Source organism: Nonomuraea wenchangensis (genome assembly GCF_900111685.1).
GTDB lineage: Bacteria > Actinomycetota > Actinomycetes > Streptosporangiales > Streptosporangiaceae > Nonomuraea > Nonomuraea wenchangensis.
On the sequence record NZ_FOHX01000005.1, the window covers coordinates 441132 to 455221 of the forward strand.

At 74.8% G+C, this 14090-nt stretch carries 16 protein-coding genes; 10 read left to right on the top strand and 6 right to left on the bottom strand.

Annotated features, from left to right (window positions below; all coding sequences use genetic code 11):
- Positions 1-32: 32 nt before the first annotated feature.
- Genes BMW85_RS17860 through BMW85_RS17890 form a run of 7 tightly spaced genes read left to right on the top strand, consistent with a single transcriptional unit; the run spans position 33 to position 6536 of the window.
- Complete coding sequence (locus BMW85_RS17860; RefSeq protein ID WP_091082508.1) at positions 33-698, top strand: hypothetical protein; 666 nt, start codon at positions 33-35, stop codon at positions 696-698.
- A 3-nt stretch (positions 699-701) separates the two neighbouring features.
- Positions 702-1484, top strand: a complete 783-nt coding sequence (locus tag BMW85_RS17865) for a glycosyltransferase family 2 protein (protein ID WP_091082509.1) — start codon at positions 702-704, stop codon at positions 1482-1484.
- Positions 1481-2626, top strand: a complete 1146-nt coding sequence (locus BMW85_RS17870; protein WP_091082511.1) for a 2-phospho-L-lactate transferase CofD family protein — start codon at positions 1481-1483, stop codon at positions 2624-2626. Before BMW85_RS17865 ends, BMW85_RS17870 begins: the two co-directional genes overlap by 4 nt.
- On the top strand, positions 2623-3279 hold the full coding sequence (locus tag BMW85_RS17875; protein WP_245774877.1) for an HAD family hydrolase: 657 nt from the start codon (positions 2623-2625) through the stop codon (positions 3277-3279). The genes BMW85_RS17870 and BMW85_RS17875 overlap by 4 nt, the downstream gene beginning before the upstream one ends.
- Complete coding sequence (locus BMW85_RS17880; RefSeq protein WP_245774878.1) at positions 3272-4030, top strand: NTP transferase domain-containing protein; 759 nt, start codon at positions 3272-3274, stop codon at positions 4028-4030. Before BMW85_RS17875 ends, BMW85_RS17880 begins: the two co-directional genes overlap by 8 nt.
- The gene (locus BMW85_RS17885) at positions 4018-5301 is read left to right on the top strand and encodes an oligosaccharide flippase family protein (RefSeq protein WP_091082516.1); all 1284 of its coding nucleotides are present in this window, start codon (positions 4018-4020) and stop codon (positions 5299-5301) included. The genes BMW85_RS17880 and BMW85_RS17885 overlap by 13 nt, the downstream gene beginning before the upstream one ends.
- 8 nt (positions 5302-5309) lie before the next feature.
- Positions 5310-6536, top strand: coding sequence for a glycosyltransferase family 4 protein (locus BMW85_RS17890; RefSeq protein ID WP_091082937.1), 1227 nt, complete (start codon positions 5310-5312; stop codon positions 6534-6536).
- A gap of 20 nt (positions 6537-6556) precedes the next feature.
- Here BMW85_RS17890 and BMW85_RS17895 read toward each other — a convergent pair whose 3' ends face one another.
- Positions 6557-7528 (bottom strand): glycosyltransferase family 2 protein, encoded by a 972-nt coding sequence (locus tag BMW85_RS17895; protein ID WP_245774879.1) that lies wholly within the window; start codon positions 7526-7528, stop codon positions 6557-6559.
- Between the two features lie 78 nt (positions 7529-7606).
- Between BMW85_RS17895 and BMW85_RS17900 the strand changes: the two genes are divergently transcribed.
- Positions 7607-7801 (top strand): hypothetical protein, encoded by a 195-nt coding sequence (locus tag BMW85_RS17900; protein ID WP_091082519.1) that lies wholly within the window; start codon positions 7607-7609, stop codon positions 7799-7801.
- Between the two features lie 15 nt (positions 7802-7816).
- Here the strand turns inward: BMW85_RS17900 and BMW85_RS17905 are convergent, their stop codons facing one another.
- From BMW85_RS17905 to BMW85_RS17925, 5 genes are all read right to left on the bottom strand, one after another.
- Entirely contained in the window at positions 7817-8830 is a 1014-nt protein-coding gene (locus tag BMW85_RS17905; RefSeq protein ID WP_091082520.1) for a zinc-dependent alcohol dehydrogenase, read from the bottom strand.
- A gap of 49 nt (positions 8831-8879) precedes the next feature.
- The gene (locus BMW85_RS17910) at positions 8880-9875 is read right to left on the bottom strand and encodes a C40 family peptidase (RefSeq protein WP_245774880.1); all 996 of its coding nucleotides are present in this window, start codon (positions 9873-9875) and stop codon (positions 8880-8882) included.
- 81 nt (positions 9876-9956) lie between these two features.
- The gene (locus tag BMW85_RS17915) at positions 9957-10436 is read right to left on the bottom strand and encodes a DUF4396 domain-containing protein (protein ID WP_091082522.1); all 480 of its coding nucleotides are present in this window, start codon (positions 10434-10436) and stop codon (positions 9957-9959) included.
- 66 nt (positions 10437-10502) lie between these two features.
- The gene (locus BMW85_RS17920) at positions 10503-11039 is read right to left on the bottom strand and encodes a hypothetical protein (protein ID WP_218155825.1); all 537 of its coding nucleotides are present in this window, start codon (positions 11037-11039) and stop codon (positions 10503-10505) included.
- A gap of 26 nt (positions 11040-11065) precedes the next feature.
- Positions 11066-11515 carry a MarR family winged helix-turn-helix transcriptional regulator gene (locus tag BMW85_RS17925; RefSeq protein ID WP_281249586.1) on the bottom strand — a complete coding sequence of 150 codons (450 nt, stop codon included), beginning with the start codon at positions 11513-11515 and terminating at the stop codon, positions 11066-11068.
- Between the two features lie 123 nt (positions 11516-11638).
- Here BMW85_RS17925 and BMW85_RS17930 point away from each other — a divergent pair, with 123 nt between their 5' ends.
- Both BMW85_RS17930 and BMW85_RS17935 read left to right on the top strand, forming a co-directional pair.
- Positions 11639-11818, top strand: coding sequence for a hypothetical protein (locus BMW85_RS17930; protein WP_091082525.1), 180 nt, complete (start codon positions 11639-11641; stop codon positions 11816-11818).
- A gap of 46 nt (positions 11819-11864) precedes the next feature.
- Entirely contained in the window at positions 11865-13928 is a 2064-nt protein-coding gene (locus BMW85_RS17935) for a serine/threonine-protein kinase (protein ID WP_091082527.1), read from the top strand.
- Positions 13929-14090 lie beyond the last annotated feature (162 nt).

A 14090-nucleotide genomic window follows, 5' to 3' on the forward strand; every position in this document is an offset into this window, starting at 1 on the left:
CGACCCGTCCCCGACCTCCGAGGACCCGGTACGTGAATCATCCCGACCCCCCGCTCGACGCCCGCCGCCCGTGGGCCGCGCACATCTGGTGGATCGCCCTGGCCACCGGCGCCGCCGGCTTCGCCTTCGTCTGGCTGGCCACCCCGCACACCCGCGACATCGAGGCCGCCTGGCAACTGGCCGCCAAGCTGCTCGCCTTCGCCTGCCTGTGCTGCGCGATCGCGTTCTTCCCGTGGGTGTCGCCGCGGCTGCACTGGCTGCTGTACGTCCCGTTCGTGGTCCTGACCGGCTACCTCGTCCCGCGCATCAGCTGGTTCTACTACGGCGACGGCGCCCGCGCCCACGGCGACGCCTTCTACACCCACCTCTACCTGCTGCTCTATCCGGGCATCGTGCTCTCCGTCGCCGCCGCCTACCGCATCGGCGGCGGCTCGCCGGGCCGCTGCCTGAAGATCATGGCCACCGGCGTGCTGATCGTCTTCTCCGGCTTCCTCGACGTCATGTGGCAGGTGGTCAACCCGGTCGCGATCCCCGAGACCATCGACGCCCCGCACATCAACCTGTTCACCGGCGGGCCGATCTCGTTCGGCGCGGCGATCTGGTTCACGCTCGCGCACGTCCCGATCATCGCCGGGATCAACCTGCTGCCCCTCGACCGCTGGATCGAGCGCCTGACCGGCGCCGCCCCGAGGAGGTGACCGATGCCCATCGAGATCTCGGTCGCGGCCCCCGCCTACAACGAGGCGGACAACATCGCGGCGGCCGTCACCGAGTGGCGCGACTACCTGGAGTGCCACCCCGGGGTCGCCGAGTGGGAGATCGTCGTCTGCGACGACGGCAGCTCCGACGGCACCGGCCGGATCCTGCGCGAGCTCCAGGCCGGCTGCCCGCGGCTCACGGTCGTCACCTTCGACCGCAACCGGGGCGCGGGCGCGGCCATCGCCGCCGCCATCGCGGCCACCCGCCTGGAATGGGTGGCGCTGCTCGACTCCGACGGCCAGTTCCCGATCGCCAACCTGGACGCCTTCATCGGGCGCATCCAGGCCGGCGACGTGCTCGCGCTGTCCGGGGCACGGGTCAGGAAGGCCGACAGCCTGCCGTACCGGTGGGGGTCGGCCGCCAGCGGCGCGGTCAGCAACCTGCTGCACCGCACCCGCTACCGCGACTTCAACTCCATCTTCAAGGTCGTGCACGGGCCGCTGTTCCGCGCGCTGCCGCTGGAGTCCGCGGGCATGAACTGCTCCACCGAGATCACCGCCCGCGTCGCCGAGCTCGGCCACACCTGGACGGAGCTGCCCATCGAGCACCGCGAGCGGGGCGGCGGCAGCCGGGGCTGGCGGTTCTGGCGCGGCGCCCGCGACCGGGCGCTGTTCGTGGGCTACCTCGGGCTGCGGCACTGGCTGCTGCGACGCGGCGTGCTGCGCCCGCCGGAGCCACGCGAGCACCTAGGCGCGCAGGGCGCGCCGGTCCGGGAGGCCCGATGAGGGTGGCCATGTTCAGCGGCGGCCGGGGCGCGGCCGGCATCGCGCGGGCCCTGCTGCGCACGCCGGGCCTCGACCTCGCCCTGCTCGTCAACGGCTACGACAACGGCCTGTCCACCGGGGCGCTGCGCCGCTACCTGCCCGGCATGCTCGGCCCGTCCGACTTCCGCAAGAACCTCCTGCTGCACCTGGGCCGCGACGACCCGCGCCGCGCGCTGCTCGAACACCGTCTGCCGCCCGGCAGCACCCTCGCCGACCTGGACAGGATCGCCGGCGCCGCCCCCGAGGCGGTCGCGCGCGACCTGCGGATCTTCGCCGCGCGGCTGGCCGCCGACCCCGGCGGGTTCGACCTGGCGGACTGCGCGCTCGGCAACCTCGTGTTCGCGGGGGCGTACCTGCGGCTCGGCGAGGACTTCAACGCCGCCGTACGGGCCTGCGCCCGCACGTTCGCCACCCCGGCGCGGCTGCTGAACGTCACCGACGGCGCGAACGCCTACCTCGTCGCGCTCAAGCAGGACGGGCGGGTGCTGGCCGACGAGGCCGACATCGTCGGGCCGCAGGACGCCGCCGCCATCACCGGCCTGTTCCTGCTGCCCGCGCCGCTCACCGGGCCCGAACTGGCCGGGCTCGCGGGGCTGCCCGCCGAGCGGGTGCGCGACCTGCTGGCCCGCCGCGCCGTCCCCGCCGCGCCCGACCCCGAGGCACTGCTGGCGCTGGCCGACAGCGACCTCGTCGTGTACGGCCCCGGGACGCCGCACTCCTCCCTGCTGCCCAGCTACCTCACCCAGGGCGTGGCCGAGGCCGTCGCCGAGGGACGGTCGGCGGCGCGGGTGTTCGTGGTCAACGTCGGCAGCGACCACGACGTCCAGGGGCTGAGCGCGACCGACCTGGTGGACCGGGCGCTGGCATACCTGGGCGACCCCGGCAACGAACGCCGCCTGATCACCCACATCCTCAGCCACGACGGCACCGCGAGCGGACCGGCGGTGCCGCGCGCCGTCGCCGAACGGGGCACGTGGGCCGGCGCGCGCTGGATCGCCGCCGACCTGGAGGACCCGTGCCGCCCCGGCACGCACGACGGCCACCGCACGGTGGCGGCGCTGCGCGCGCTGCTCGGCGAGACGCCCCTGGCGCGGGCCGGATGAGCGGAGAGCGGTCGTGGCGGGTGTGGCTGTGCGACCTCGACGGTACGCTCCTGGACTCCTTCCCCGGGCACGAGGCCGCCTTCCGCCAGGCGATCGCCGAGCTGGTCCCGTCCCGGCTGGCCGGGTTCCGGTATGCCGAGCACGCCGGGGCGAGCACGGCCGCCGTCGCCGCCCGCCTGGCCGGGGACCCCGGTGTGGCCGAGCGGCTGGCCCGGCGCAAGCAGGAGCTCTACCGCGAGCACGTACGCGCCGGGCGGGTCCGGCCCTTCCCCGGAGCACGACTCCTGCTCGACCGGCTCGCCGCCGGCGGGCGGACGGCGTACCTGGTGACCGGCGGCAGCCGCGCGTCCGTCGAGCGGGCGCTCGCCGCCGCCGGGCTGGCGGACGCCTTCCGCGACGTGCTGACCGCCGACGACGTCCCGGTCAGCAAGCCCGACCCGGAGGTCTACCGCCTGGCCTGCCGCCGCTGGGACGTGGACCCGGCGGAGGCGGTCGCGCTGGAGGACTCCGCGCACGGGGTGGCGGCGGCGCTCGGCGCGGGCCTCGCGACCCTGCACGTCCACACCGCCGCGCCGCTGCCCGGCGCGATCGGGGTGGGCGACCTGCACGACGTGGTGTCCCTTGTCGGAGAAGAGGTGAACGGCAGTGAGTGAGCGGGGGGTGTGCGCCGTCGTCCCGGCGGCGGGACGGGGGACCCGGCTGGGCTCCGGCGTACCGAAGATCATGATCGAGGTCGCGGACGGGGTGACGCTCTGGCATCTGCTGCGCCGGCGGCTGCGGCCGGCCACCGGGCACGTCCACGTCGTCGTCTCGCCCGACGGGGAGGGCCCGTTCCGTGAGCTGGCCGCGGCGGACCTGGCCGGCGGTGGGGTGTCGGTGAGCGTCCAGGAGCGGCCCACCGGCATGGGGGACGCGATCTTCGGCGCGGCGGCCCGCCACTGGGCGGCGTACGAGACGATCCTGGTGGTCTGGGGCGACCAGGCGAACCTGTCGGCGGCGACCGTGCGCGCGGTGCTCGCCGCGCACCCCGGCAAGGGCATCACACTGCCGCTGGTCGCGATGGCCGACCCGTACGTGGAGTACGAGCTGTCCGGCGACGAGCTGGTCCGCGTCCGGCAGTCCAGGGAGGGCGAGGAGTGCCGGCCCGGCGGGCTCAGCGACGTGGGCGTGTTCTGCCTGGCCACGGACGGGCTGGAGGCCGCCTGGGCCCGGTACGCGGCCGGGGCCGGACGGGGCGCGGCCACCGGGGAGGTGAACTTCCTGCCGTTCCTGGCACACCTGTCGCGGGTGGAGGGCCGGCCGGTGACCGTCGTGCCGGTGGCCGACCCGGCCGAGGCGCGCGGCGTGAACACGCCGGAGGACCTGGAGTTCGCCCGCCGGACGTACCTGCGGTGCCCGGACTGAGCGCCCCGGAGCGCCGGGGCGCGCGGGGCACGGGGGCCGCGGACCGGGTGCGGGGCTGGCTGGCCGCGCACCGGTGGGCGGCCGGGCCGACCCTGGTCAGCACGCTGGCCAGCGGGATCGCCGCGGCCACCACGCTGGTGATCGCGCGCGGGGCGGGCGCGGCGGCGTTCGGCGACTTCACGGTGGTGCTGTCGATCGCGCTGATCGTCACCGTCGGCATGCTGACCAGCCTCCACTACGTCATGCTTCAGGAGCTGCCGCGCGCCGCCCCGGAGGAGCGGCCGGCGCTGCTGACGACGGCACTGCTCGCCACCCTGGCCGTGAGCGCGGCACTGGCCGGGCTCGCCCTGCTGGCCGCGCCGCTGCTCACCGCCGCGCTGAACGTGGACACCGGGACGCTGGCCGCCGGGCTGGCGCTGGCCGCGTCCATGACGGTCAACCAGCTCGCGGAGAGCTTCCTGCGGGGGCTGAAGCGCTTCGCGTTCGTGGCGTGGCTGAAGCTGGCCGTCGCGCTCTGCTACCTGGGCGCCGCCTGCTACTGCCTGCTGGTGCTGGGCGTGCGGGAGGCGGAGCCGTACCTGGCGGCGCTGATCGTCACGAACGCCGGGTTCGCCGTGGTGGCGGTGGCGGCGGCCCGGCCACGGCTCGGGGCCTGGTCGGCGCGGCTGGCCGGGACGCTGTACCGGCACGGCGGCTGGGTGACCGCGATCGCCGCGCTGAGCGGCCTGCTGTTCGGGGTGGACGTGATCTTCCTCAACCACTGGGCGCCGGCGGCCGACGTGGGCGTCTACTCCGTCTACAACGGCTTCCCCAAACGGCTGATGGGCGTGGTGTTCACCGACGGGATCGGGCTGGCGCTGCTGCCGATCATGGCCACCACCGACAAACCCCTGCTGATGCGGCGGATCGCCCGGCTGGCGCCCGCCGTGGCCGCCGCGACGGCCGTGCTCTCCTTCGCCGCCAGCCTGGTGTTCTTCCTGCTGATGCGCGGCGCCTACCCGTACGCGCCGGAGCTGATGGCGCTGTCCGCGCTCGGCATCGGCCTGCACACCGCCTTCAACCTGTACGGGGTGGCGCTGTCCATGGACGGGGTGCGCGGCGCGAAGGTGCTGGCCGGCTGCCTGCTGGTGAGCACGCCGCCAGCGCTCGCCGTGCTCGCCGTCTGCGTGCGCACGGAAGGGCTCACCGGCGGGCTGGTGGGCTTCGCGCTGGTCAACCTGGTCCTGCTGGCCGTCGTGGCGACGACGGCCGCCCGGAGATACCGCTCGTGAAGGACGTCATGAGAATCGCCTGCATCGTCAACCAGTTCCCGCCCAACGTGACCGCGGGACTCGGCAGGTACGTCGAGCTGATCACCCCGTACCTGGCCCGCGACCACGACCTGACCGTCCACACGCCGAACGACGGCGCCCTGCCCGTGGACGAGCGGGTGGACGGGGTCGCCGTGCACCGCCCGCGCGTACGCCTCCCCGGCGGCGGCAGGCGGCTGAACCGCACCAGGCGGGCGGAGTTCCTGCTGCTCACGCTGCGCGTGGTGGCCAGCAACTGGCGCTACGTGCGGCGGCTGCGCCGCGGCCCGCGCCCGGACCTGGTCGCCGTGCACGACTCCACGAACTTCCTGGCCGGCCTGCTCTGCCACTACCTGCTGCGGCTGCCGGTCGTCTTCCACGTCCACACCACCGAGTACGGCGTCGCGCCGCAGCGCAGCATCACCGACCCGTTCAACCTGTTCGCCGCGCTGGAGCGGTGGCTGGCCCGCGTCGCGCGGCGGGTGGTGGTCGCCACGCCCGAGGTGCGCGAGCAGCTGCTGGCCGCCGGGTGGCGGCGGACGCCGATCGACGTGGTGCCGCTCGGCGGCACGTACGAGCCGGCGCTGGCCGACCCCGCCTTCGACCGGGCGGCGCTGCGGGCGGAGGCGGCGGAGCTGCGCCGGTCGCTGGGGCTCGCCGAGCGGGACCGGGTGCTGCTGTTCGTCGGCAGGATCGAACGGCAGAAGGGCGTCTACCAGCTCCTGGAGGCGATGCGGGAGGTGGTGAAGGCGGTGCCCGGGGCGCGGCTGGTGATCGCCGGCGAAGGCGACGAGACCGGCGTGCGGCGCATCACGGAGGCGACCGGGCTGCGTGGGAAGGTGGTGTGCTCCGGGCGGTTCGTCCCGGCCCGGGAGCTGATGGCGTACTACGAGCTGGCCGAAGCGTGCGTGTTCCCGTCGCTGTTCGAGCCGTTCGGGCTGGTGGCGACCGAGGCGATGGCGCTCGGGCGGGCCACGGTGCTCGGCGACGGCTTCTCGCGGATCTTCATCGGGCCGGACCCGGCGCGGCCCGCGGTCCGGTTCGTACGGGCCAGCGAGCCCGCCGACATCGCGCGCGGCGTCGTCGAGGTCATGTCGGACGCGGGGCTGCGGCGGGCGCTGGCCCGGCGCGGGGAGCGGCTGGTCAGGGAGGGGCTGAGCTGGGAACGCGCCGCCGCCGAGACGCTCGCCGTCTACCGCGCGTCGCTCAAGCCCTGACGCGACCCGCCCGCGCGTCTTCAGGTTCTGGCCGGGCGGAGCACGCGCAGGGAGCCCACCGCCAGCCCGGCCACGAGCACGACGTGCACGGCCAGGTGCACGGCCATGAAGTAGGCGGTGAACCCCGCCCCCCGCTCCCGGTGCACGAACCGCAGCAACCCCGGATCCGCCACCACGAACCACCCCACCAGCGCCACCGGTACGGCCAGCAGCGCCGGGGACAGCAGCGCCAGCGGCAGGCAGGCCAGGGCGAGCGCGCAGGCGAGGATCCCGGCCCGGCTGTTGGCGTTCTCCGGCTTGGCCGCGCCGCGCCGGGCGGTGGCCAGCGCCAGCGGGATCAGCGGCAGCGCCCGCCGCCACTGCTCGCCGAGGACCGGCAGCAGCCGGTGCCCCTCGTCGTGCCGGCCCACCACGGCGTCGGACAGCACGATCCTGGTGCGGACCGCGAGACGGCTGCTGTACTCGACGTCCTCGCAGTCGCGCAGGCTCTCGTCCAGCGCGCCCGCCGCCGCCAGGACCTCGCGCCGCACCGCGGCCAGCGCGAACACCACGCTGTTGACCTCGCCCACGTGCCGGCTCCGCCAGTGCACCTGGTGCAGCAGGCGGTACCACTCGACGGGGCCGTCGTCGATGAGCGGCTCGGTGTCGTACACGCCGTGCACGCAACCCACGCCCGGATCCGCCTCCAGGACGGCCAGGGCGCCGGCCACGGCGTCGGGGCGCAGCGCCACGTCGCTGTCCAGGAAGAAGATCACCTCGCCGGTGGTGCTCGCGACGCCGGCGTTCCTGGCGGCGGACACGCCTCGGTTCTCCGGCAGCCGTACGACCCGGCAGCCCAGCTCCTCGGCCAGGGCGGCGGAGCCGTCGGAGCTGGCGTCGTCCACCACCACGATCTCATCGGGCACGCGGGTCTGCGCCAGCACCGACTCCAGGCACAGGCGCAGGGTCCTGGCGGCGTTGTAGCAGGGCACGATCAGGGAAACTCTCGTCACGGGGGACCCCTCGGCAACGGCTCGTCCTGACGGCCGGCTGCGACGCCCCGGCCACCCCTCCATGATCCCGCATCGCGCGTGAAACTGGAGCAAACCTACGCCGACACCAAGCTGTGCAACCTGCTGACCGTGCCGCCGTTCGCCGAACGCCGGCGCGACCGGGGGACCACGATCGACGCCGTGCATCCGGGCGTGTTCCGCACCGGGCTGGGTGACCGATCGGCCGCCCCATGGCGGCGCGCGTCCTGCCCGACCGCATCTGGCGCTCCCTGAGCCCTTGACCGCAGCTCAGCAGCGGGGGTCGATGTGGATCTTCGGGCCGGGGCCGGCGTCCGGTGGGCGGCGGCCGGCCAGGACGTCCACGGTCCCGGCCAGCCCAACGGTGGCGGCCACCAGGGGGCGGGCGTCCACGGCGCCGGTCGCGTACGCGGAGATCGCCCCCGCCAGCCCCGCCGAGCCGCCGAGCACGCCGACCGCGGTGACGTCCTTCAGCACCATGCCCCGGGTGTCGAGCGTGGACGGGGCGGCGGCCAGCCCGATGTAGACCACCCGCCCGGCGGGCTCCACCAGATCGAGCGCGAGCGCGGGCAGCTCGGGGGCGTTGGCCGCGTCCACGACGGCGTGCCAGGCCAGGCCCGGCAGCGACGAGCGGGTCCACACGCCGGCGAAGCCGAGGGCGCGGGCCCGCTCCAGCTCGCCGGAATCGCGGCCGAGCAGGTGCGCCTCGATGCCGTGGGCCCGCGCGAACAGGGCCGTCAGCAGGCCGATCGTGCCCGTACCGAAGATCAGCAGCCGTCCGCCCGGCTCCAGGCCGGTGGCGCGGACGGCGCGCAGCGCGTTGCCCCCCGGCTCAACGAGCGCGCCCAGCGTCTCGTCCACCTCCTCGGGCAGCAGGTGCAGCGCGGACACCGGCACGGCCACCTGCTCGGCCAGCGCGCCGGCCCGGCCCCGGCTGATGCCGAGCTCCGCCAGGTCGGCGCAGACGTGGTGCCGGCCCGCGCGGCAGCGGGCGCACCGGCCGCAGCCGAGCATCGTGTCGCCGGTGACCCGGCGCCCCAGCCAGGCGGGCTCGACTCCCTCCCCGGTCGCGCTCACGCGCCCGCACCACTCGTGGCCGGGCCGTAACGGGTGCCGGGCGCGGCCGGTCCTGAAGTAGTCCATGCCGCCGGTGAACAGCTCCACGTCGGTGCCGCACACCCCGGCCCGCTCCACGTCCACCACCACCTCACCGGGGCCCGGCTCCGGCGGAGCGACGTCCTGGACCTCGGCCTGACCGGGAGCGGTGAAGATCAGCGCGCGCACGCCCCGAACGTTAGTCCCCGTCGGCCGCCTGACGCGAGAGCCTGGACGGTCAGGGGCGGACGGCGCCGACGAGGCGGCCCCGCCAGTAGCCGTCGAGGTCGACCACCTTGATGACGTCGCCGGTCTGCGGGGCGTGCACCATCTTGCCGTTGCCCGCGTACATCCCCATGTGGCCGAGGCCCCTGCTGAACAGCAGGTCACCGGGCTGAAGGGCGGTCAGGGGCACGCGGCGGGAGGCGCCCCAGCTCCACTGCGTGTACGTCGTACGCGGCAGGCTGACCCCGGCCGCCCGCCACGCGGCCTGGACGAGGCCCGAGCAGTCGTAGGAGCCCGGCCCCGTGCCGCCGTACCGGTAGGGCTTGCCGACCTGGGCGAAGGCGAACCGCAGCGCCGCGCGAGCGCTGCCCGAGGCCGGCCCCGTGTACGGGATGCCGCGGCTCGCCGGGTCGCCGGTGCGGAAGGTGCCCAGCCGGCGCAGCAGCTTGGTCTGCTCGGCGACCATCTTGTCCACCTTGTCGCGCCGGCCGCGTACCTTGTCGCGGGCCTCCTCCGCCTCCGCCAGCACGGTCCTCGCCTGGGCGTGCCGTCTGCGCAGGTCCGCGTCGGCGGCCTCGTACGCGCGCAGCTTCGCCGCCCGCGCCCGCGCGATCTCGTCGAGCGAGGCCACGCCGCCGAGCAGCGCCTCCGGGTTGCCCTGGCCCATCAGCCTGGCCCAGCCGTCCGGGGAGCCGATCTGGTAGTCGCTGACCACGGCCGCCATGAGGTCGCGGCGCAGGGCGGCGGCAGCGGCGTCCCTGCGGCCGATCTCGGCGTCGAGGGCCGCGTACTTGGCGCGGGCCTTCCGGTAGGTCTCGTTCGCCTGGTTGTACTGCTCGACGAGCTGGTCCGCCTGCTCGTTGAGCTTCACCAGCTTGGCCCTGGCCTGGGCGGGGGTCGGCTCGGCGAGGGCGGCGCCGGGGTGGACGGCCGCCACGGCGACGGCCAGCGCCGCAGCGAGCGCCGTGGTGAGCGCCGCCGCGCGCGCGGCCCTTGTTGGCACGGCCACTCAGCCTCCTCGTGGTCTCCCTGTCCGGTGGGCGGCCCATAGGGAGGTACGCCCGTGGCGGCGGGCGCGTTCAACGAGGAGTCAGTGGTGGTATCGGTGGACGACGGCGTGCCCCTTGCCGCGCCCGATCAGCCACTTGTTCAGGGGTGTGGTCAGCACGAAGGCGGTCACCAGCGAGCCCGCCAGCGCCGCCCAGAACAGGCCGCTGTCCAGGCCCGCGTTCATCGCGCCCGGCACGAGCAGCATGACCGCGTTGTCGAGGACCTCCATCACCGCGATGGAGACGGTGTCGGCGGCCAGCGCGACCTTCAGCGCGGTACGGAGGCCCACGCCGGCCCGCAGCACGCCGCGCATGGTGAGCGCGTAGCCGAAGACGAAGGCGAGCGCCACGGACAGCACGACGGTGGTCAGGCCGGGCAGGCCGCGCCAGGTGCCGATGACCATGCCGAGCACCTCGCCGATGGCGCAGCCGGTCAGGCAGTGCAGGGTCGCCTGCGCCGCCATGGCCCAGGTGGCCGAGCGAGGCCCGGGGGTTGGGTGATCATGACCGCTGTGTTCCATGACTCTCCTCAGGGGGTCGAAGTCAGGAATTATAGGGGTAGGGGGTATATGGGCGTCGCCGCGCGGTCAGGCGGCCGTCCCGGCCGCCGAGGCCATCGTGCGCCACCCCACGGCGACCGCCCCCGCGAGCAGCGTCACCCCCGACAGCACGCCGCTGACGAACGGCACCCAGCCGACCGCCGCCGTCCCGGCCATGACGAAGCCCGCTGCCCCGAGCCCGGCCAGCAGCACCCCTGGGACCGCGATGTCCCACGTCCGCCAGATCGGCGCCAGCGCCACGAAGTGCACGCCCACCACCACGGCGATCCACGCCACGTTGACCTGCTCGGGACGTCCCCACGCGGCGAGCACCCGCAGCCCCCCGAACAGCAGCAGCACCTCGGCCGCCACCACCGCCAGATAACCGCGGCCGAACATCGCCCCGCCGCCGCCCTCCCGGGCCCGCCGCCCGCGCGCGGTGGTGAACCACATCGCGGCGACCGCGGCGGCGGCCAGGCAGGCCGCCACCCTGAGGAACGTCGCCACCACGCCGTTCAGCGGCGCGTGCGCGTTGACGACGACGAAGACGGCGCCGAAGACGGCACCGACCAGCAATCCAGTCATCCGCCGCTCCAGCGGCACGCCGTCGTTCACGCCTGCGACGGGCGCCGGGCGGCGGCGGTGAGGCGGGTCAGCGCCTGGTGCAGGTCCTGCAGCTCGTCGAGGTCCATGCCGAGCCGGGAGACGATGGCGGGCGGGATCTTCTCCGCCTCCGCCCGCAGCGCCCTGCCCTCGGGAGTGAGGGTGACCGACAGGGCGCGCTCGTCCTTGCTGTTGCGCTCGCGGCGGACGTAGCCCAGCGCCTCCAGCCGCTTCAGCAGTGGCGACATCGTTCCGGGGTCGAGCTGGAGCAGCTCGCCGAGCTCCTTCACCGACAGCGGCTCGTGCTGCCAGAGCGCGAGCATCGCGAGATACTGCGGATGGGTGAGGCCCATGGGGTGCAGCAGCGGCCGGTAGATGCCGATCACGCTGCGCGAGGCGATGCTGAGGGCGAAGCACACCTGCCGCTCCAGCGCCAGCGGGTCCGTGATTTCCGTCACGTCCGCCACCTCTGTCGCGTACTCCATGAGGGGACCTCCGGTGGCCTCTGGTAGTTTCCTTTGTGTACCAACTATTAGCCTCCCAACCATGAGTGCGCAAACCAATCGCCGGGAAGGACCGCCGTGTTTCACCGCAAGCCGCTGGAGGAGCGCATCGCCGAGCGCCAGGCCAAGCTGCGGCCGCTGAAGGAGGGCAAGCACTTCGAGCACGGCCCGGCCAAGTTCGTGTTCGTCGCGCTCATCGTCGCCGTGGTGCTCATGCACTTCGTCGGCCTCGCGGTCGTCATGCACTTCTACTCCTGACCACACCTCCGGTATCACCGGGGCCCGTCGCGGCCTCTGCGAGGACATGGGGCTCCTTCTCCCGGGAGACCCGCGACAGCTCGGGGATTACTGGCTGGTCAGGCGTCTCGGAGCGGGCGGGCAGGGGGTTGTCTACGAGGGGTACGACCGCGCCGGGCGGCGGGTCGCGATCAAGGCGCTCCGGGAGGAGTACCTCGACCAGGGGGACATGCGCTCCCGCTTCGCCAAGGAGGTCGTGGCGGCGCGGCGGGCGGCGTCCTTCTGCACGGCGCGCGTCCTGGAGGCCGATCTGGACGCGCTGCCGCCGTACATCGTCAGCGAGTACGTCGACGGCCCCAACCTGCGGCGGGCGGTCGAGACCGGCGGGCCGCTCGACGACGACTCGCTGCACCGGCTGGCGGTCGGCATGGCCACCGCGCTCACCAGCGTCCACCGGGCGGGCATCGTGCACCGCGACCTCGAACCGGACAACGTGCTGCTCGGGCCCGACGGGCCGCGCCTGATCGACTTCGGCATCGCCCACGCCGACGGCATGACGCTCACGAACGAGGGCCGCGCCGCCGCCGGGACGCCCGCGTACATGGCCCCGGAACGGCTGGCCGGCCAGCGCGGCGGGACCGGCGTGGACGTGTGGGCGTGGGGAGCGGTGCTGCTGTACGCGGCCAGTGGGCGCTCACCGTTCGCCGGCGACAGCGGCGGCGACGTGACCCTGGTGCGCTACCGGGTGCTGAACCACCGGCCGGACTTCTCCGTCGTGCCGCTGCCGGGGCTGCGGGAGCTGGTGGAGGCGGCGATGTCGCTGTACGCCGACACCCGGCCGGACGCCGCGACGCTGCTGCTCCGCCTGGTCGGCGGCTGGGCCCCGAAGCGGCTGCTCCCGGAGACCCTGCTGACCCCGGACGCTCTCGCCAAGCCGGAGGTCCTCGCCCATCCGGAGGTCCTCGCCCATCCGGAGGTCCTCGCCCACCCGGAGCTCATCGCCCACCCGGAACTCCTCTCTGACCCGGAACTCCTCGCCTACCCCGAGCCGTCACCGCGCCAGGGCGGCGCCCGGGGCCTCCCGGACGAGTTCGCTCCCCGATCCCCCGGCCCACCGCCGCCCACCCCACCCGCCACCGGCTCCACCCTCGGGCCCGTTGCTCGTGATCCGGAGGCGGTTCCCGATCGGCCGGACGACACGGACCGGCTGCTCCGGCAGGGGAGCCGGGCCGCCGCCGGTCTGCTCCGCCCGGCGGCGGCCGTCGAGCCCTCGCCCGCCGAGCTGGCCGAGCAGGTCTACAGCGAGCTGGGCCCCGAGGACAGGGAGGTCGTGCCGCGCGTCCTGCTGCGCCTCGTCCTCCCAGGCGACGGCGCCGACGGCGCGCTGCGGACCGCGTACGTGCACGAGCTGTCCGACCCCACCACCGACCCGCAGGCGGTGGCCCGCGTGCTGGACGGCTTCGCCGGCGAGGGCCTGCTGGTACGCCGCGACGACGCCGTGACCCTGGCCGCCGCCGGCCTGATGCGTGCCTGGCCCCGGCTGCGCGGCTGGATCGAGGCCGACCGGCCCGGCCTGGCGGTGCACGGCCCGCTCGGCGCGGCGGCCCGCCTGTGGGACGACCACGGCCGCGAACCCGACGACCTGTACCGGGGTACGGCCCTCCGCGACGCCCTGGCCTGGGCCGAGAGCGGCGGCGGGCTGCTCCGGCCGAACTCGCTGGAGCACGCCTTCCTGGCGGAGTCGGCCGCCAGGACCCGCGCCCGGCTGCGGCGGCGCAGGCGGACGGCGGGCGTCATGGCCGCGCTCATGGCGCTGGTCCTCGCCGCCACCGCCGTCGCCGTCGCCCAGGACCGGGCCGGCTCCCGGCAGCGGGACGAGGCCGCCGCCCTCCGGATCGCCCAGCTCGCCGCGTCGACCAGGTACGACGACCCGGCCACGGCGATGCTGCTCAGCGTGCACCGGCAACCCCTCCGGCAGGTTCACCGTCACCACGCCGCGCAGCAGGGGGGAGTGGCGGGCGTCCTTCTCCGCCTCCGGGGGCTACGGTCCCTCGTCCGCGACGGGGAAGTACCCCCCGTGAGCTCAGGGCCGGGCGGAATCGGTTGGACGCCCGGCCGGGCCCCTCACTAGGGTGTGATCATGTCGTCCGGCCCTGAGGCGTCAAGACTCTAGCCACCGGTCATCCGGTGGCGTCCCGCAGCATGCCGTCGCGCCCGCGTCCGCTCTCCGCCGTCCGGGCCGTCGTGGGCTGCGCCTTTCCAGCCACCGGATCACCGTCGTACGGACCGGAAC

What these genes read in the sequence shown, in the direction of transcription:
- BMW85_RS17890 (WP_091082937.1), top strand. Translation starts at nt 5,310, where the DNA reads ATGAGAATCGCCTGCATCGTCAACCAGTTCCCGCCCAACGTGACCGCG.
- BMW85_RS17870 (WP_091082511.1), top strand. Translation starts at nt 1,481, where the DNA reads ATGAGGGTGGCCATGTTCAGCGGCGGCCGGGGCGCGGCCGGCATCGCG.
- BMW85_RS17865 (WP_091082509.1), top strand. Translation starts at nt 702, where the DNA reads ATGCCCATCGAGATCTCGGTCGCGGCCCCCGCCTACAACGAGGCGGAC.
- BMW85_RS17915 (WP_091082522.1), bottom strand. Translation starts at nt 10,436, where the DNA reads ATGGAACACAGCGGTCATGATCACCCAACCCCCGGGCCTCGCTCGGCC.
- BMW85_RS17920 (WP_218155825.1), bottom strand. Translation starts at nt 11,039, where the DNA reads ATGACTGGATTGCTGGTCGGTGCCGTCTTCGGCGCCGTCTTCGTCGTC.
- BMW85_RS17875 (WP_245774877.1), top strand. Translation starts at nt 2,623, where the DNA reads ATGAGCGGAGAGCGGTCGTGGCGGGTGTGGCTGTGCGACCTCGACGGT.
- BMW85_RS17935 (WP_091082527.1), top strand. Translation starts at nt 11,865, where the DNA reads ATGGGGCTCCTTCTCCCGGGAGACCCGCGACAGCTCGGGGATTACTGG.